The organism is Psychrobacter sp. PSP (assembly GCF_024085615.1).
Classification (GTDB): Bacteria; Pseudomonadota; Gammaproteobacteria; order Pseudomonadales; family Moraxellaceae; genus Psychrobacter; species Psychrobacter pacificensis.
Genome location: NZ_JABLTF010000005.1, coordinates 135,517 through 152,904 on the forward strand (window position 1 = coordinate 135,517; position 17,388 = coordinate 152,904).

Annotated in this window: 16 protein-coding genes; 8 read left to right on the forward strand and 8 right to left on the reverse strand. The window is 41.0% G+C overall.

The features are described from left to right. The first annotated feature begins 267 nt into the window (after nucleotides 1–267). The 6 genes from HL061_RS00625 to HL061_RS00650 all read left to right on the forward strand — a co-directional run bounded on the left by HL061_RS00625 (nucleotide 268) and on the right by HL061_RS00650 (nucleotide 5,400). On the forward strand, nucleotides 268–1,197 hold the full coding sequence (locus HL061_RS00625; RefSeq protein WP_252962387.1) for a branched-chain amino acid transaminase: 930 nt from the start codon (nucleotides 268–270) through the stop codon (nucleotides 1,195–1,197). Between the two features lie 106 nt (nucleotides 1,198–1,303). Next, entirely contained in the window at nucleotides 1,304–2,140 is an 837-nt protein-coding gene (locus HL061_RS00630) for a glycosyl transferase (protein ID WP_252962388.1), read from the forward strand. Nucleotides 2,141–2,213: 73 nt separating this feature from the next. After that, complete coding sequence (locus tag HL061_RS00635; protein ID WP_252962389.1) at nucleotides 2,214–3,080, forward strand: glycosyltransferase; 867 nt, start codon at nucleotides 2,214–2,216, stop codon at nucleotides 3,078–3,080. Between the two features lie 65 nt (nucleotides 3,081–3,145). Further along, the gene (locus HL061_RS00640; RefSeq protein ID WP_252962390.1) at nucleotides 3,146–4,225 is read left to right on the forward strand and encodes a glycosyltransferase; all 1,080 of its coding nucleotides are present in this window, start codon (nucleotides 3,146–3,148) and stop codon (nucleotides 4,223–4,225) included. Between the two features lie 65 nt (nucleotides 4,226–4,290). Continuing rightward, nucleotides 4,291–4,860 (forward strand): glycosyltransferase, encoded by a 570-nt coding sequence (locus tag HL061_RS00645; protein ID WP_252962391.1) that lies wholly within the window; start codon nucleotides 4,291–4,293, stop codon nucleotides 4,858–4,860. 9 nt (nucleotides 4,861–4,869) lie between these two features. Next, nucleotides 4,870–5,400 (forward strand): glycosyltransferase, encoded by a 531-nt coding sequence (locus HL061_RS00650; protein ID WP_252962392.1) that lies wholly within the window; start codon nucleotides 4,870–4,872, stop codon nucleotides 5,398–5,400. 66 nt (nucleotides 5,401–5,466) lie between these two features. Here the strand turns inward: HL061_RS00650 and HL061_RS00655 are convergent, their stop codons facing one another. From HL061_RS00655 to HL061_RS00670, 4 genes are all read right to left on the reverse strand, one after another. Further along, nucleotides 5,467–6,234, reverse strand: coding sequence for a hypothetical protein (locus HL061_RS00655; protein ID WP_252962393.1), 768 nt, complete (start codon nucleotides 6,232–6,234; stop codon nucleotides 5,467–5,469). Between the two features lie 83 nt (nucleotides 6,235–6,317). Beyond that, nucleotides 6,318–7,331: an NAD-dependent epimerase gene (locus tag HL061_RS00660; protein WP_240364993.1), complete on the reverse strand. Its 1,014-nt coding sequence runs from the start codon at nucleotides 7,329–7,331 to the stop codon at nucleotides 6,318–6,320. Then, nucleotides 7,331–8,497 carry a nucleotide sugar dehydrogenase gene (locus HL061_RS00665; protein WP_252962394.1) on the reverse strand — a complete coding sequence of 389 codons (1,167 nt, stop codon included), beginning with the start codon at nucleotides 8,495–8,497 and terminating at the stop codon, nucleotides 7,331–7,333. The genes HL061_RS00660 and HL061_RS00665 overlap by 1 nt, the downstream gene beginning before the upstream one ends. 93 nt (nucleotides 8,498–8,590) lie before the next feature. Continuing rightward, complete coding sequence (locus HL061_RS00670) at nucleotides 8,591–9,592, reverse strand: Stealth CR1 domain-containing protein (RefSeq protein WP_252962395.1); 1,002 nt, start codon at nucleotides 9,590–9,592, stop codon at nucleotides 8,591–8,593. A gap of 289 nt (nucleotides 9,593–9,881) precedes the next feature. Between HL061_RS00670 and HL061_RS00675 the strand changes: the two genes are divergently transcribed. Continuing rightward, entirely contained in the window at nucleotides 9,882–11,003 is a 1,122-nt protein-coding gene (locus HL061_RS00675) for a glycosyltransferase (RefSeq protein WP_252962396.1), read from the forward strand. A gap of 10 nt (nucleotides 11,004–11,013) precedes the next feature. On the opposite strand, the gene HL061_RS00680 is transcribed toward HL061_RS00675, so the two are convergent. From HL061_RS00680 to aspS, 4 genes are all read right to left on the reverse strand, one after another. Then, entirely contained in the window at nucleotides 11,014–11,871 is an 858-nt protein-coding gene (locus HL061_RS00680; RefSeq protein ID WP_252962397.1) for a hypothetical protein, read from the reverse strand. 105 nt (nucleotides 11,872–11,976) lie between these two features. After that, a complete protein-coding gene (locus tag HL061_RS00685) occupies nucleotides 11,977–12,771 on the reverse strand; it encodes a glycosyltransferase (RefSeq protein ID WP_212563590.1) in 795 nt (264 codons plus the stop codon). A 130-nt stretch (nucleotides 12,772–12,901) separates the two neighbouring features. Then, a complete protein-coding gene (locus HL061_RS00690) occupies nucleotides 12,902–13,882 on the reverse strand; it encodes a lysophospholipid acyltransferase family protein (RefSeq protein ID WP_252962398.1) in 981 nt (326 codons plus the stop codon). Between the two features lie 67 nt (nucleotides 13,883–13,949). After that, the gene (gene aspS / locus HL061_RS00695) at nucleotides 13,950–15,776 is read right to left on the reverse strand and encodes an aspartate--tRNA ligase (protein WP_252962429.1); all 1,827 of its coding nucleotides are present in this window, start codon (nucleotides 15,774–15,776) and stop codon (nucleotides 13,950–13,952) included. A gap of 374 nt (nucleotides 15,777–16,150) precedes the next feature. Between aspS and sohB the strand changes: the two genes are divergently transcribed. Next, entirely contained in the window at nucleotides 16,151–17,131 is a 981-nt protein-coding gene (gene sohB / locus HL061_RS00700; RefSeq protein WP_252962399.1) for a protease SohB, read from the forward strand. The last annotated feature ends 257 nt before the right edge of the window (nucleotides 17,132–17,388 follow it).

A 17,388-nucleotide genomic window follows, 5' to 3' on the forward strand; every position in this document is an offset into this window, starting at 1 on the left:
AGGCGCTTAAACTGTAAGGCTTCATACTAGCTGGGAGCCGTAATTAAAAACTATAGGGTCTCAAACCAAAAGATTTCATTTGCCAACACGGCCAGTGATATAATCGGTCACACATCATTATAATACAGTCAAGTGTTCGTCATAATGAAGCGGTATTTGAGTAATAAAAATGAACGCTGCAGTATTATCATACGATGTTGATCACTACTGTTAAATAAAACCTACCTAAAAAAAGTTAGACGTTAGCGCTAGCATAAGGACTATAAAATGAATATGGCAACACAAGATGGTAAGCTTTGGATGAATGGCACAATAATTGAACAACCAGATGCCAACGTTCATGTGCTTACCCATAGCTTGCATTATGGCATGGCTGTGTTTGAAGGCGTACGCGCTTACCAAACAGCGGACAACCGCACCGCTATTTTTCGCCTAAAGGAACACACCGAACGTCTCCTTGGTTCGGCAAAAATCTTTCAAATGGACGTGCCGTTTGATGCAGCCACGCTAGAGCAAGCACACAAAGATGTGGTCAAGAAAAATAACTTAGCAGAAGCCTATATTCGTCCGCTTATTTGGGTAGGTGCAGAAAAGCTTGGCTTATCTTCGCGTGACAACAGTATCAATGCTATGGTTGCTGCTTGGCATTGGGGCGCATATCTTGGTGAAGAGGGTATCAAAAACGGTATCCGTGTAAAAACCTCATCATTTACCCACCACATGACCAATGTGACCATGTGTAAAGCCAAAGCCTCGAGCAACTATCCTGTCTCTATCATGGCCAATCAAGAAGTCACCCGCAATGGCTATGACGAAGCCATCCTAATGGATCCACAAGGTTATGTCTGCCAAGGTGCTGGCGAGAACTTGTTTTTAGTCAAAGACGGCGTGCTACATACGCCAGATCTGGGCGGCGGCGCGCTTGACGGTATCACTCGTCGCACTATCATTCAGTTCGCGGCTGATCTAGACATCAAAGTTGTTGAGCGCCGTATCACTCGTGATGAGTTCTACTTAGCAGACGAGATCTTTATGACAGGCACCGCTGCTGAAGTGACACCTATCCGCGAATACGATGATCGTACTATCGGGAATGGCGGCCGCGGACCATTGACTGAGAAACTCCAAACCCTATACTTTGATGTGGTTCATGGTCGTAATGAGAAATATATGGATTGGTTAAGCTTTATTGACTAATAAAGTCGTTAGTTTAAAGACCAAAAAGGCTGAACATAATTGTTCAGTCTTTTTTTTATGCTAATATAGCCATCATATTTATTCTTAAGATTAAAGTGAGCAGTCCATGCCAATAGATTCTAGTACAGCAGATAATAAAAATATCAAACAAATTATTTGTATTAAATGGGGTACAAAGTACGGGGCTGATTATGCCAATAAACTGTATGGCATGGTATCTCGCAATATTACGCCACCGTTTCGTTTCGTCTGTTTTACCGATGATACCACCGATGTACGTCCAGAAATCGAATGTCAAGAATTGCCACCACTAGATGTCACCATGCCAACCAACACACTTGGCAAGTGGCCAAAATCACGTTTGTGGGGTGAGAAGTTAGGTGATTTGACAGGGACAGTATTATTTGTAGATTTGGATGTGATCATAGTAGACAGCCTCGATCCTTTCTTCGAATATGGCGAGCCAGACGATGTTATTTTATCTTATAACCCAAGTAACCCGCTAGAGCGCCTAGGCCAGACTTCTTGCTTCCGCTTTCAGGTAGGGTCGCTTGTCTCACTACAAGAAAAATTCAAAGCAGATCCACAGGGCATTGCGGACAAATATCGTTTTGAGCAGCGCTTTGTGACGCGTAATGCGCCAGGCGGTGTCAAGCTGTTTCCAAAAGCATGGGTTGCGCATTTTAGACGCAAATGTCGTCAACCGTTCCCACTTAACTATATCAAAGAGCCAAAGATTCCTAAAGGTGCTCGAATTGTTATTTTCCCTGGCGACTTATATCCTACACATGCGATCGAAGGTAGATATAATAAAAATGCTGCTAACAATGCCAAAGATCATTTAAAAAGATTAGCTGAGCCCAAAAATCTAAAAAGACCGCTACGTCACTTGCGTCATTTCATCTTGCCGGTTGGATGGATTGAGAAGTATTGGAAAGAATAGGTCCCATTATATATTTGAGTATTATCGCATTGCATTAGCAAAGATAAACATTAGTCAGTGAACGGATAAAATTATGAATACAGAAGATACTATTAAAGTCTTTGTTGGTTGTGACCCAAATAACTGTGATCTAGAGCAGATGATGGTATTAGATTATAGTATTCATAAACATACCAGTGTACCCGTTGAGATAGTATGGATGCAGCTGTCACGTGATCCTAATAGCTATTGGTATTCTAATCCTGAGACTGGAGAGGGTTGGAATACCACTAAATGGTCAACGCCTTTTTCAGGCTTTCGCTGGGCAATTCCAGAGTACTGTCAATACTCTGGTCGTGCCATCTACATGGACGCTGATGTCATTATTTTAGATGATTTGGCAAAGCTGTGGCACCATGCTATTGAAGGACAGTCTGTTGTAGCTGCTAAGACTAATGCGGATATGACTCGATTGTGTACATGCGTATGGGATTGCAAGGCGGCAAAAAACATTGTCCTACCAATTAAAAAACTCAGGAAAGATCCCAAAAGCCATAAAGAAATGATGGCTGTATTTAAAGATAATAATCAGCTCATTGAGCCTTATCAGGATAGTTACAACTGTATAGATGGCGAAAACTTAGCGTTAGAAGATATTAGGATTTTGCATTATTCAGATATGGGTACGCAGTTCAGTCATAAATATTCATTACCTAGAGTCAGTGAAGAAGGTATCGAGCACTGGTTTGACGGTGAAATAATGTCGCACCCGAGGCAGGATTTATCTAAGGTTTTTGATGAATATTATGACGAAGCACTTGCTGCTGGATACGATTTAGACAGTTATAGGGTGGAACCTTTCGGTCATTTTCCTAAAAAATCTCAAGAAGGTTATACCGGTAATAAGGTGACTCGTCCACACGCTTCTAAATCATTTTTTTCGAAGCTATTTAAACGCTAGTTTTTTAATGAAGCAATGATAAGCCTTTCTAAGAAAGTGAAAAATTACTCCATAGGTTATCGTGTATGAAGCAGCATAAAAAAACAGTGTTACTCGTTATTAATTGTCTACAAGGCGGTGGTGCGGAACGTGTCGTATTAACATTGGGGCAAGGGTTTTATGAATTGGGCTATGAAGTACATATTCTAAGATTTAAGCCGTTAGTACAGTATGGCTTAAGTCCGAATCTTAACTACCATGTACTTAAGTTTAAGCCGTATAAACTTATACCAGGGGCACAAAGACGTGACCAGATTTTTGCACGTGCTGTTGATAAATACGTGTCGAAAAATATCGGTCAGCCTGACATCATACTGTCCAACTTAGATCGTGCCGATAGTATTCTAAGTAATAGTAAATTGCCTAATATCACTTATATTATTCATAACACAGTATCACTACTCTATAAGTTTAATAAAAATCACGACGCTGAGCAGTTAAAGCAAAGAATGATAGATATATATGCCAAGCACCCTTGTGTGTGCGTCAGTGAAGGTGCTCAAAAAGATTTTGTTAAGAGCTTTGGTCATATTACGCCAACCATTGCCATTCATAATCCAATAGATAAAAACAGTATTCAACAACAAGCCGATGCTTTTGTCCCTGACTACCAAAACTATATTATCCATGTGGGTAGTTTCAAAGATGCCAAGCGTCATGATGTATTGGTAAATGCTTATGCAAAAACAGATCAATCTATGCCTTTACTGCTCTTGGGTCAAGGAAAGCATAAAAGTGAAACAGAGCGACTGGTAACAGAGTTAAGCCTAGAAGACAAAGTAATATTTTTAGGATTTCGTGATAATCCCTTCCCTTATATCAAAAATGCGCAGTTTAAGATACTGACCTCTGACTGGGAGGGTTTTGCTTTAGTTATTGCTGAAGCTCTTGTGCTAGGTACTCCTGTTATCAGTACCAACTGTCCATCAGGCCCAAGTGAATTACTACCAGAACGTAACTTAATGCCGATGGGCGATGTTGATGCCATTGCCGCAAAAATGCAGCAAGCGATGAGTAATCCGCAAGCGTTTCGTGCGCCATTCGATGAAGCGCTGCTACCAGCCAAAATAGCAGAAAAATACGTAGAATTTACCCAAAATCTTTAGCTGGCAAAACAGTTGGGCCGCTACATCTCTAAGCCTAAATATTTATTTTTAAGAATACTTAATAAATGATTGATAATACTACAGAAAAAAAAGAAAATTCGAATAGTAAAGAAAAAGTGCTATTGGTTATTAACTGCTTGCAAGGTGGCGGTGCAGAGCGTTCGGTCTTGACGCTGGGACAAGGTTTTCACGAGTTAGGTTATGATGTCCATATTTTACGCTTCAAATCTAAAGTAGCTTATGAGCTCAATGATGATATTACTTATCATCAACTAGACCTAAATGATTATAACTCTATACCTACTAAAAGTCTTAGGTACTGGTATTTTGCAAAAGTATTAGACAGATACGTGCTTAAAGAGATTGGTACTCCAATATTGACGCTAGCGAATTTAGATAAAGCCGATATGGTCTTGCGCCATAGTAGTCTGCCCAATATCGCACACGTAATTAGAAATACTATTTCTAAAAAAATTGAATTGTTTAGAAGTCAAGGCAAAAAAGCAAATGATAAAAGATTAAGCAATATATATTCTCGGCATCCTTGTATATGTATTAGTAAAGGAGTCGAAAAAGACTTTCAAGCTACATTGGGTGTGATGAATACAACGACAATATACAACCCGATTGACTAAAGACAGATTGTGCAATTGGCAGCAGAGTTTGAGCCAGAGTTTGACAGTTACATTATTCACGTTGGTAGTTTTAAGACTCAAAAAGCTCATGAAGTATTGATTAGAAGTTATGCAAAGACTCGGAAAACATTGCCACTTCTATTATTGGGTGAAGGTGTATTGCTGGCGTCAATGAGAGAGCTGGTTACTTCTTTAGGTTTGGATAACCGTGTACATTTTTTAGGTTTTCAAAAAAATCCATATCCTTATATCCAAAAAGCACAGTTTATGGTTTTGTCATCAGTCTTTGAGGGATTTGGACGGGTTATTGCTGAATCACTGGCTTTAGGGACACCTGTTATCAGTACAGACTGCCCATCGGGTCCAAGTGAGTTGCTACCACCACACAACCTCGTCCCTGTGGGAGATATTGATACATTAGCTAAGAAGATGGATGAAGCAATGGAGAAGGCTGATAGATATCAGTCCTCGTTTGACAAAGAGTTATTACCAATTAATATTGCTCAACAATATATAGATTTTATGAGAACTAATGGTTAGACATTACTCGGTTGCAGCCTTGATAAAAGGTGTAGGGTGTAGTCGTGTAGTAATATATGAGATAGACTAATCCAACCACCATTTAGACCAATCATCTCTGTGCAACTGCCGTAGAGTAGCAAAAGCACTGTCATTATTCTGCAGTTTTTCAAACACTGCCAGTAATATGGTCGTGGCCAATTTATCAACTTTCTGAAATTTATTATAGCGTTTTCGCATATTTCTCAAGCTATCATCGGTGCCGATACGAAAATAAGTAAGACCATCGTACAGAGGCAAGTCACCAGCATAAAGCATATCGGTTTTTTCAGTTAGCAATGGCATAGATTCAGCATTAGTGGATAACTGCAGAAAGTTTTTGGTTTCATAAGTACGTAAAGTATTCATTAGAGTTACGACATTCATCAAGATAGCTGCTCTATGAGTATTGTTTGAATGATCAATAAACGTATCGCAAGCAGAGACAATCCAGCGCAAAGACAGATGTGTCAATAAATAGTCGCTCTCTGCTTCCCATAGTCTTTCAAATTCAGCGAATGTTTTATCTATTTTGTACTTACGGCGCATTAGTATAATAAGCGTGTTGTGATAAAAGCAGAGCTCAGACTCACCAAGCGATTTGTATTTCAAGTTATTCAAATGGTTTTCTAAATCTGTGCTTTTACGCTCATTAGTTAAGGCTTCAATATCACACATTGATTCAGTAATGGTTGTTGCTTTCATCTCATCAAAGCTTCTATCATTATAGGTTTTGATAATCTTACCCGCATTCAATCTTTTTTCGCTTCGAAAGATCAATATCAATTTTCTCTGCCAACTTGAAGGTGTAGCCATGTTATCAAAATCCTTTAAAAATATATAAAGATATTAGCGCCTTAATCTCTATGATATAAGCCTTAGAGATCATTGTTATTTGTTTAAACTGAATAATATTGTCTATACCAATCGACAAATTGTTTGATACCTTCTTCAATACTGGTTTCAGGCTTGAAGCCAATGTCCTCTACCAACTCATCTATATCGGCGTAAGTAATCGGTACGTCGCCTGCTTGCATGGGCAATAAGTTTTCCTGTGCCTTTTTACCGCAAGCATCTTCAATGGCAGTAATAAAACGGCGCAAAGTGACAGGCTGATTATTACCAATGTTGTAAATCTTATAGGGGGCAGCTGCAGTCGTAATAGTAGAATGCTGGGGCGAAGGGGCCTTATTCATAATGCGAATGATACCGTTGACGATATCATCAATGTAGGTAAAGTCACGCTGCATATCACCATTATTAAAAACATTAATTGGCTCGCCAGCTAGAATTTTCTTTGTGAACGAAAAATATGCCATATCAGGTCGACCATAAGGGCCATAAACAGTGAAGAACCTTAATCCTGTCGTAGGAATATTATATAAATGGCTATAGCTATGTGCCATAAGCTCGTTGGATTTTTTGGTAGCGGCATATAGACTAATAGGGAAATCAACACAGTCAGACGTCGTGAATGGCTGCTTAATATTCATACCGTAGACAGAACTGGAGCTGGCATAGATCAGATGCTTGATATCATGATGACGACAGCCTTCTAGAATATTAACAAAGCCAACCACATTTGAGTCGATATAGGCATTAGGGTTTTCGATAGAATAGCGCACACCTGCTTGGGCACCTAAATTGATGACAATATCAAATTGATAGGTGGAAAAAAGCTCAGACATGGCTTCACGATCAGCAAGGTCTAACTTAATAAATGTAAAACTTTCTGGATCTGATATCTCACCTAATATTCTCAAACGCGCTTCTTTTAGATCTGTATCATAATAGTCATTGATATTGTCGATACCAACGATAAAGTAATCCCTAGCAGATAGATCTGTTTCTAGTATCGCCTTGATTAAATGAAAACCAATAAAACCTGCCGCACCAGTGACCAGTATTTTCATTAGTCGCTCCCAAATAGATCTCTAGTAAACACTTTATCCGCTACGTCTTGTATATCAGTTGATAATCGATTAGCAACGATTACATCGCTCATCGCTTTAAACTCGCTCAAATCTTGAATCACACGCGAATTAAAGAAATTGTCTTCTTTTAGCACAGGCTCGTAGACAACGACTTCTATACCTTTTGCCTTGATACGTTTCATGATGCCTTGTATGGCAGATGCTCTAAAGTTATCTGACCCACTTTTCATCACTAGACGATGTATTCCTACGATTTTTGGCTGTCTTTCGATGATTTTATCGGCAATAAAGTCTTTGCGGGTTCTATTAGAATCGACAATGGCCTTTATTAGGTTGCTTGGCACTTCATCGTAATTTGCGAGCAGCTGCTTAGTATCTTTGGGCAGACAGTAGCCGCCATAGCCAAAGGAAGGGTTATTATAATGATTGCCAATACGAGGGTCTAAGCCAATCCCTTCGATGATTTGTTTGGTGTCGAGTCCAAAAGTTTGCGCATAAGTATCAAGCTCATTAAAGTAGGCCACACGCATTGCCAGATAAGTATTAGAAAATAATTTAATGGCTTCTGCCTCTGTTGGCTCAACGAACAATAGCGGTACGTCTTTTTTGATTGCGCCTTCAAGTAATAAATTGGCAAATATTCGAGCCTGCTCAGTCTGTGCGCCTACAATGATACGTGAAGGATAAAGATTGTCATGTAGTGCCTTACCTTCTCGCAAAAACTCAGGCGAAAAAATAATGCGATCAGTCGCATAACGTTCTTTGATACTGGTTGTGTAACCTACTGGCACTGTAGACTTAATAATAATGGTTGCTTGTTGATTCACTAACAGCACTTGCTCAATGACGGCTTCTACTGTGGAGGTATTGAAATAATTGGTCTTGGTATCATAATCAGTCGGCGTGGCAACGATGATGAAATCTGCATCTTTATAAGCTTCTTTGGCATCCAGCGTCGCAGAAAAATTGAGCTCTTTGTTCAATAAAAAATTGTCGATATCTGTATCTTCGATAGGAGACTGCTTATTATTTAGCAATTCTACCTTTTCAGCGACAATGTCGACAGCAACGACTTCATTATGCTGTGCTAACAGCATTGCATTCGATAAGCCTACGTAGCCTGTACCTACTACTGCTATTTTCATAATATATCCAAGTGATTTTTGAGCTTTTATTGGTTTAAATCAAGAGGAAGTGAAATTAATCACCATTCAATCTTAAACTAAATATATTTAAATTTATTTATCGGTGCTTGCTATCAAAGAAGCAGGTAGATAAGCCAAGAATTTGTGCCTCATAGCTTGGCTGATTTTTTTATATAAGTCTGGTTTGAGAAGATCCAAACTTTGAATACAGCCATATTTAATAGTTTTATCTTCTAAGGCAAGAATAAAATCTTCTACGCTATTCTCATTTTTTAAATAGTTGATAGAGGTGTTAGGTTTTAAACTTGCTTCGCCTTTTTGAATTTTTAGATGATTCATTAGCGTTATAGGATTCACTTGGGCCACATCTCTAAATTTATATTTTATCTGCTCGGTCAATAATTGCGGATGATTCAACAAATGGGACTTTAAGATATTTTTATCGACAATATGAGGGTAGTGATGAATTTCAAAAAACTGATTCATGCCCAGTATTTTAGCACTTAACATTTGCGCGATAGTATGCCTTGGCTGTATCGGTGTGCCAAACAACTTAAAGCGTGATTTTCGAAAATTGAGCTTGGCATTCAAAGCAGCACTTTTACGCCACTCACCATGAATGATTAGCTTCTCACTGTCTAAAAAGTCATCTATCGTCACTGGTTGATTAAAAAAGAAATCATCGTTCATATAGATAAAATAGTCAGACAATCCTTGGATATTCCAAATCATCGTCTCAATTGATCGAGTGTTGAAGGTCGGTAAAAATTCTTCATAACCCGAAAATATTTCCTTGTGATCGACAATACGTATTTTATCTGCTGCACAGATATTTTGCTTGGCAAATTCATCAATGAATGCAGGTTTTTGTTGGTCGGTGACCACATAAATATGACGACAAAAAGGCACGTATTTGATGATAGAGGCGATATTGTAATATATCTCATCATCACTTGCGAAGCGGGTGGCAGTTATGGCATCTGACGCTACGATGTTACTTGGCTTGTAGGACTCTCTTTTTTGTTTGAGTACAGGGTCTGAACCATCCACCCAAGCGATAACAATGTCTATTGCTTTCTCATCAAGTTGCTGCATGATTGATCCTGTTTTTGTCAATAGGTGTCTTTAGTGGCTATACATTCTATTTAAATGTTGTTTCTACTTAGATCAGCTATGATATTTATTGATACCTGTATTAGCAAAGGTTAACTGATTTATAAAATCAACAATATTCATGATTTTTTACGCGTCAGTTGATAAGCCTAGCTTATACTGTAGTGAATAAAAGTAGATGAGACTAGCACATAAAGTCAGAACGCTGCAATAATTATGACCTTTGGTAGCCTTGTATGACTATCATTCAAAAAACCAAGTTGAGATATCAATGCCCATCATTCTATTTATTTTAAAAGCACTTGAAGGCCGAGGTGCTGAGCGGATGGTGACTACATTGGCAAGCGCTTATGCAAAAGTGGGTCATAGCGTCCATATTTTATGTCTAGAAGAAACACAGGATATGCCGTTAGATGCTGACATTCACTATCATATCGTGCCATACGATGAGATGTTTTCTGAGCAAGATATTGAGCCAAACTCTAAGCAGGCACAGGCTTACGAAGCAGTCGCTAAGCGCATTGATGAGTATGTGCTTAGCCAAATAGGGACGCCAGATCTGATATTGGCTAATATTTATAAAGTGAATTGGATTATGGCGTACAGCCAATTACCCAACATCGTGAATGTGCTGCATACAGCGCTATCTAAGCAGTTTGAGTATCAATTATCTGATAAACCACTACAGACGATAAGTCACTTACGTATGGTCTATGGTGCTCATCCCTGTAGCTGCGTCAGCGATGGCGCTCGCAAGGACTTAATCTCAATTTTAGGAGACATCACTAAAACCACAACCATTTATAATCCTTGCGATGCCACTTGGATCCAAAGCAAAGCGTTACAAAAACCACGTATCGAACAGTTTGGCTTAATAGACAAACACTATATTATTCATGTGGCCTCATTCGATACGATGAAAGGTCATCGAGATTTGCTACAAGCCTATGCGAAAACAGAGCGGAAGCTGCCATTAGTATTGGTCGGTAAAGGCAAGCTTGAAGCAGAGATTAAAGCGCTAGCGTTCCAACTTAAGATTAATGACTGTGTTAGGTTTTTAGGCTTTCAGAGTAATCCTTATCCAATCATTGCCTCAGCGGCATTAATGGTGCTTACCTCCAAGTTTGAGGGTTTTGGCTATGTCATTGTAGAGGCGCAAGCTCTTGGCGTACCAGTAATCAGTACCGATTGTCCATTTGGTCCAAGAGAGTTGTTACCTGTCAAAAACTTGATACCCGTCGGTGATATTGAGGGATTGGTGATGCTCATCGATCAAGCAGTAGACAATCTGACGAATTACATAGTGCCGCTAAATCAGCAGCTACTGCCAAATCATATCGCGCAGCAATATCTAAAGTTTGGTCTATTGGTAAAGCAAGGTGCTAGACAGTAGAGACGAGAGATTAGAGAGTATCAAATAAGGCTTTTGAGACAGGAGAGTGATTGATGACATCGATACCGTGAGTCTTATAAGTTCTACCCAATAAGTTAAACGAAGGCACAATGCGCTCGTTCATGACTTTGTTCAGCGTACTTGGCGCGCGGTTGTGGTTGTTTTCATAAAACCGTGGTTGATCGCTATTGAGTAAGTCAATCCCATATAGGTGAATGGTCGCTGCATGGCGTGAGAAAGCCAGCTGTGTGGCTACGTAAGCAACCGTACCCGCCTCGACAAATCCATGAGTAACATTGAGTGAGACGCCGATCTCAGTTGCGCTTTGACTGCTATCAATAACAAAATTCGGATGATTGATAAAGTAGGATAAAGGCATTTTCTTATTTAGGCGTTTTTTCTTAAATATGAGCTTATTGAATGATAGCTTATTTGATTTGACGCCCCATGGTCTGTCTACTGGATACAATACCCGCATGGCGTGATGATACGTACGCATGATATCAGGATGAGCAGTTGCCATCGCTTCAAAGACGGCTAATGTTGCATACAAAGGTTGACCCGTATAATGCTGCCGTAGAATTTCAGGTTGATGATTGATAAAGCGCGCATCACTGATGACATAACCAGCAATATGATCGAAGGCGTGGTGCTCAGTAAGGCTGATACTACCGTTGACAAAAATAGTGGGCGTGTCTAATAGTTCTGACAACGCTAATTGTTGTACCGATGGCCCTGAGGCAATAATATTGACGTCTTGTCCAAGCAAACCTTGCTCTGCTTCATTGGCATTAAAAGCACTAATAACGATGAGCTCGTTATCAATGTTGAACCCAGCGGTAGCAGGTAATCTCAAATATAACGCCATACTATGTTCCAGTCGTTGACCTCAAATAACTTGTATCCTAATGCATTGCCTGCAAATTGTTTGGACTATTGGTGAACTATATACACATGGTTCATGGCTATATATTTACTGCCAGTATTGCTTTAACCATGGGCTTGGTTTCACATGTCGATACCATTTACCGCCGCTACCAGCAATGGCATCGGGCGGGTTAATCTCACCATGAAAGATGACGATTTTTGCATTATCAGGTAGAGCAGGCGCTCGCACAAAGTTAAAAGGGATGGGCGCGATACATTGATACTTGAAGCTCACGCACCATGTCTTATCCCAGTACTCTAGGTGATGATGCTCGCGCAAATAGTTAGAGAGGTAAGCCTGCTCGTGACGCACTTGCGTACGAATAGTCTCAAAATTGCGCTCAAAGTTTGCCAGCAAATCAGGATAGGTATTCATGCCAACATTGAAGCGATACACGGAGCTATTACCAATCATACGCCACGGCTTTTTCCAGTCGCGGATAATGACCACACTGTCTTCGTGCTTCGCTTGATAAGTGAAAAACGCATCAATATTATCGACAATCACAATATCAATATCTAAGAATAGTGCCACACCTTTTAAATCATATAGCTCAGGTTTAAAGGTCGTGAGCTTTTTCCAACCACGTTCAGGACCTGCTGGTAGATCCATGTCAGGTATGGGATAACAAGCAATCGCAGGATCAATACCTGTGCTGTCATCAGTTAGGCAAACCATTTGAAAATCTAAGCTCAGATGACGGCTCACCATATTGTACAAACGATTGACGTATTCAGGACCGTATTTATCACCCCATTTCATACAAATGATATAACGCTGTTCAGCAGTATGGTTTTGTGTTGGTTCTATAGGTAAGGTTTTAGTTACGTCAGATGTCATAATGCACTCGTAGTGAGATAATAGTGAGGTAAATGAAGGGCTAATAGAAATTAGAGGGTACAGAACTTAGCCAATATTAGCATAACTGTGATTGATGATATGTCTAAATCAGTAAACGATAGTACAGTTATTACTTGCGATTATCGATGTTAGTGTCATCAGTAAAAGAACCACTTACATCGTTACCAGAACGACTAGCATTAGCGTGATGAGACCGAATAAAGGCTGCTAAAGTGGCTTTATCTTTTCGGTAAGGATTGCCTAGATTTGGTATGCGCTTAAAACGTCGATAGCCCCACATATAGTGACTATAGTTGTCTTTAATCATATGCTCCATAGCTTGATTGAGTGCGTGAGTCGCGACTTCGGTATTGCGGTCATATAGCGCTGGATCGTCGAGCTTATAGCAGTAAATATCAAAACCGCGTCCATCATTACGACGAATACAAGACAAGCCAACTAAGGCACATTTGGTTTTGCTCGCCAGTTTTGAGGCAAGGGTACTGGTTAATGTTTTGATACCAAAGAAAGGAACGACTACGCCGCCTGACGGATCTGGGACGTGGTCTGGTAATACAATACTAAAGCCGCCTTGCTTGAGGGTTTTAAACACGGCTTTAACACCGCTACCATCGGTAGGCACCAAGGTTGCATTGAGACGCGCACGCCCTTGAAGAATAAACTCATTAGCGAATCTGCCGTCCACAGGCTTGTACATAATAGTTGGCGAACCAAACTGATTGAGCCACGCGTTCATCATCTCCCATGTACCGAGATGAGGGACGATAGCCAGCATGCCATTGGGATTGGCAAGACCTTCTAGTAGAATATCTTTATTATGGACGTCACGAATCTGGGCAATACTCCATTCAGGTGGCATTGCCCAGCTTTTGATAGATTCAATACTGCTCAGACATTGATGATAGATGATGTCTTTGGTCAGTGCGCGTTTTTGCGGCTCAGACAATTTGTCAGTAATCAGCGCCATATTAATATGAATGGTACGCATGATGCTAAGACTTGGTATCTTGACGATCACCCAAGCGACAAAACGTGCCAGCATCTGTAGTACAGACAATGGCACGAATTTGAAAACATGATACGGATTCATAACCACTCACATGGCGATGAATCGCGTAACAAGCACTGTAGACAGCAATAGTACATCATCAAATGTTTTATTGAGCAGGTTTGTTGGTGTCGGCTTGTGCTTTTTCACGCACACGGATACCAAGATCACGTAGCTGCTTACTATCCACTCCAGCAGGAGCTTGAGTTAGTGGGCACTCAGCAGTTTTGGTTTTCGGGAATGCGATCACATCACGGATAGAGTCAGCGCCTACCATAAGCATAATCAAGCGATCCAAACCAAACGCCAAACCGCCGTGCGGTGGTGCACCAAATTTTAGGGCATCAAGTAAGAAACCAAACTTGTCTTCTGCCTCTTGCTCGCCGATACCCAATGCCTCAAGGACGGCTTGCTGCATATCATAAGTATTGATACGTAAGCTACCACCACCAATCTCAGTGCCGTTCAATACCATGTCGTAAGCGATAGATAGCGCAGACTCTGGGTTGTTTTTCAGCTCCTCAACAGAGCCTCTAGGCTTGGTAAATGGATGATGCATTGACGTCCATTGACCGTCATCGGTTTGCTCAAACATCGGGAAGTCAGTCACCCAAAGCGGCGCCCACTCACAAGTGGTCATGTCTAAGTCTAGACCGATTTTCTGGCGTAATGCGCCGATTGCGTCATTCACGATACTGGCTTTATCTGCACCAAAGAAAATAATATCGCCATCTTCTGCAGCAGTACGCTCAATCAAGCTCACAAGTACATCATCAGTCATATTTTTGATGATTGGTGATTGTAGGCCAGACTCTTTATCCACACCATTGGTGATGAGGCTTGCGTCATTGACTTTGATATAAGCCAAGCCGCGTGCACCATAGATACCGACGAATTTGGTATAAGCATCGATTTGCTTACGGCTCAATGAAGCGCCACCAGGAATGCGAAGGGCAGCGACGCGACCTTTAGGATCGTTAGCAGGACCGGCAAATACCTTGAAATCAACGTCTTTCATCAAATCGGCAACGTCAACCAGTTTCAGTGGAATACGTAAATCAGGCTTGTCTGATGCATAGTCGCGCATTGCTTCAGCATATGTCATGCGAGGGAATTGCTCGAACTCAACATCCATCATGGTCTTGAACAAATGCTTGATCAGACCTTCGTTGATGTTCATGATCTCTTCTTCGTTCAAGAAAGATGTCTCGATATCGACCTGTGTAAATTCAGGCTGACGATCGGCACGTAAATCTTCATCACGGAAGCATTTCGCGATTTGATAATAACGGTCAAAACCTGACACCATCAATAATTGCTTAAATAGCTGTGGTGATTGCGGCAGGGCAAAGAAGTTACCAGGACGGGTACGTGATGGTACAAGATAATCACGCGCACCTTCTGGCGTTGCACGTGTCAAAATAGGTGTCTCTACATCCAAGAAACCATGATCATCTAAATAACGACGAATCGCTGAGGTTGCCTTGGCACGGAATACCATACGCTCTTGCATGTGCGGACGACGCATATCGAGATAGCGATATTTTAGACGTAAGTCTTCTGACACAGTCGTTTTTTCGTCATTCAAGGGAAATGGCGGTGTTTCAGATTTGGCCAGTACTTCAATTTCTTTGCCCAATAGCTCAATTTGGCCACTGGTCATATTGTTATTTTCAGTACCTTCATAACGACGACGTACGCGGCCAGTGATTTTTAGTACGTATTCAGGACGTACCGCATCGGCCGTTGCAAAAGCTTCTGGTGTATCAGGATCGACAACCACCTGCAAGATACCCGCGCGGTCACGCATGTCTAAGAAAATCACGCCACCGTGATCGCGACGACGATGTACCCAGCCTACGATACTAATGGTTTGCTCAAGCAAGCTCTCGGTTACAGCTCCGCAATATTCGTCTCGGTATTCGCTTTGCGTCATAGTGCTTTGCGTCATAATATTGTTATCCAGTTATCAGCCCAATTCGAAGTACAATAATGCAGCCATTGCTGTGCGTTTCAAGCGATTTGCCAAAAAAACACACAAACAACGCGATCAAGACAAAGGGTCATCACGTTGGCTGCAGAAAATTTGATATAAACGCATATTATGCCTAATCTACCTTTGTTATACAACCGGCTGAGTTCAATCAAAGCGTAGCCATGCATTGGTATCGGCTGTATTTATTGAGCGATATCTATATTAGGTTAAATATTGTCATTTTGCTTGAAAATACCAGCGAGCGTGCGCATATCAACCATACCTGAATAAAAACATCTATAGTGATATACCTACTGACTTGAGGATTTGTAATCATGCTATTTCATCCACCAAAAAACCCGGTTGAGCTAAAAGTAAGACACTTAAATGAAGCGCAAAAACAGCGCCGTGAAGATTTAATGGAAGCCACCCAAGGCAAAGCTGCGCTTAAAGCATTCAAAAAAACTATGGCAAAAAAAGCCAAGCAGGCGCTAAAAGTAAAAAGTAAAAAGCAGAAAAAAAATCCTGACAATGCCTCGCAAGTTTTTGTTTTGGATTTTGAAGGTGATATCAAAGCCACTGCCGTTAAGCATCTGCGCGAAGAAATCAGCACCTTAATCAGTACGGCTAACAAAGGCGATGAAGTGATTGTACGCCTCGAATCAGGTGGCGGTTTGGTGCATGGTTATGGATTGGCAGCCGCGCAATTGGTGCGCTTAAAGGACGCTGGTCTAAAGCTAACGGTCTGCGTCGATAAAGTGGCGGCAAGTGGTGGCTACATGATGGCGTGCGTGGCAGACAATGTGGTGGCAGCGCCATTTGCGATTATTGGCTCAATCGGCGTGGTGTCACAATTGCCAAACTTTCATAAATGGCTCAAAAACCATGATGTCGATTATGAGATGTTTACGGCTGGCGACTATAAACGCACGGTGACTGTGTTTGGCGAAAACGATGCCGAAGATCGTGCCAAATACCAAGAAGAGCTAGAGCAGACGCACGAGCTATTCAAGCATTTCGTCAATACCTATCGTCCAGAACTTGATGTTGCCAAAGTAGCCACAGGTGAGCATTGGTATGGTGAAGATGCGTTGAAGCTTAACCTGATTGACAGCTTACAAACCTCTGACAGCTACATCTTAGAGCGTATGGAAGACAATGAGGTGTACGCATTACATTCACGTCAAAAGCCGACGCTGGCAGAGAAGCTGGGTCTTGCGCAAGCCGCAGAAGCGACGCTCAGTATGGCAGTGGATAAACTGCCAGATGCGCTCGCACGTTTTGAGCTAAACAGCCGTTTGAATATTCTAAAATAGTGTTAGATATCATTATGATGTCTGATGGCTAATATTTTAGCGGTCATATGTTCAGCAATACACTGTTTGTATTTTGTAAAAGGCGTGTCCTAACGGGTCGCGCCTTTTTGCTGTTTAATCATAATTGCTGTGTTATAAATGTAGGATACAGAAAACAGTATACGTCCGTACACTAAAGCTCGCATTAAAGATCTCGCAGAGCTTTTTGTCAAAACCTGATTTAGACAATCAATAAAGAAAAGGAAGTCATTTATGTC

Excerpts from the sequence above, each read along its gene's own strand:
- HL061_RS00625 (WP_252962387.1), top strand. The coding sequence starts at position 268 with ATGAATATGGCAACACAAGATGGTAAGCTTTGGATGAATGGCACAATA.
- HL061_RS00630 (WP_252962388.1), top strand. The coding sequence starts at position 1,304 with ATGCCAATAGATTCTAGTACAGCAGATAATAAAAATATCAAACAAATT.
- HL061_RS00635 (WP_252962389.1), top strand. The coding sequence starts at position 2,214 with ATGAATACAGAAGATACTATTAAAGTCTTTGTTGGTTGTGACCCAAAT.
- HL061_RS00640 (WP_252962390.1), top strand. The coding sequence starts at position 3,146 with ATGAAGCAGCATAAAAAAACAGTGTTACTCGTTATTAATTGTCTACAA.
- HL061_RS00645 (WP_252962391.1), top strand. The coding sequence starts at position 4,291 with ATGATTGATAATACTACAGAAAAAAAAGAAAATTCGAATAGTAAAGAA.
- HL061_RS00655 (WP_252962393.1), bottom strand. The coding sequence starts at position 6,234 with ATGGCTACACCTTCAAGTTGGCAGAGAAAATTGATATTGATCTTTCGA.
- HL061_RS00660 (WP_240364993.1), bottom strand. The coding sequence starts at position 7,331 with ATGAAAATACTGGTCACTGGTGCGGCAGGTTTTATTGGTTTTCATTTA.
- HL061_RS00665 (WP_252962394.1), bottom strand. The coding sequence starts at position 8,497 with ATGAAAATAGCAGTAGTAGGTACAGGCTACGTAGGCTTATCGAATGCA.
- HL061_RS00670 (WP_252962395.1), bottom strand. The coding sequence starts at position 9,592 with ATGCAGCAACTTGATGAGAAAGCAATAGACATTGTTATCGCTTGGGTG.
- HL061_RS00675 (WP_252962396.1), top strand. The coding sequence starts at position 9,882 with ATGCCCATCATTCTATTTATTTTAAAAGCACTTGAAGGCCGAGGTGCT.
- HL061_RS00680 (WP_252962397.1), bottom strand. The coding sequence starts at position 11,871 with ATGGCGTTATATTTGAGATTACCTGCTACCGCTGGGTTCAACATTGAT.
- HL061_RS00685 (WP_212563590.1), bottom strand. The coding sequence starts at position 12,771 with ATGACATCTGACGTAACTAAAACCTTACCTATAGAACCAACACAAAAC.
- HL061_RS00690 (WP_252962398.1), bottom strand. The coding sequence starts at position 13,882 with ATGAATCCGTATCATGTTTTCAAATTCGTGCCATTGTCTGTACTACAG.
- aspS (WP_252962429.1), bottom strand. The coding sequence starts at position 15,776 with ATGACGCAAAGCGAATACCGAGACGAATATTGCGGAGCTGTAACCGAG.
- sohB (WP_252962399.1), top strand. The coding sequence starts at position 16,151 with ATGCTATTTCATCCACCAAAAAACCCGGTTGAGCTAAAAGTAAGACAC.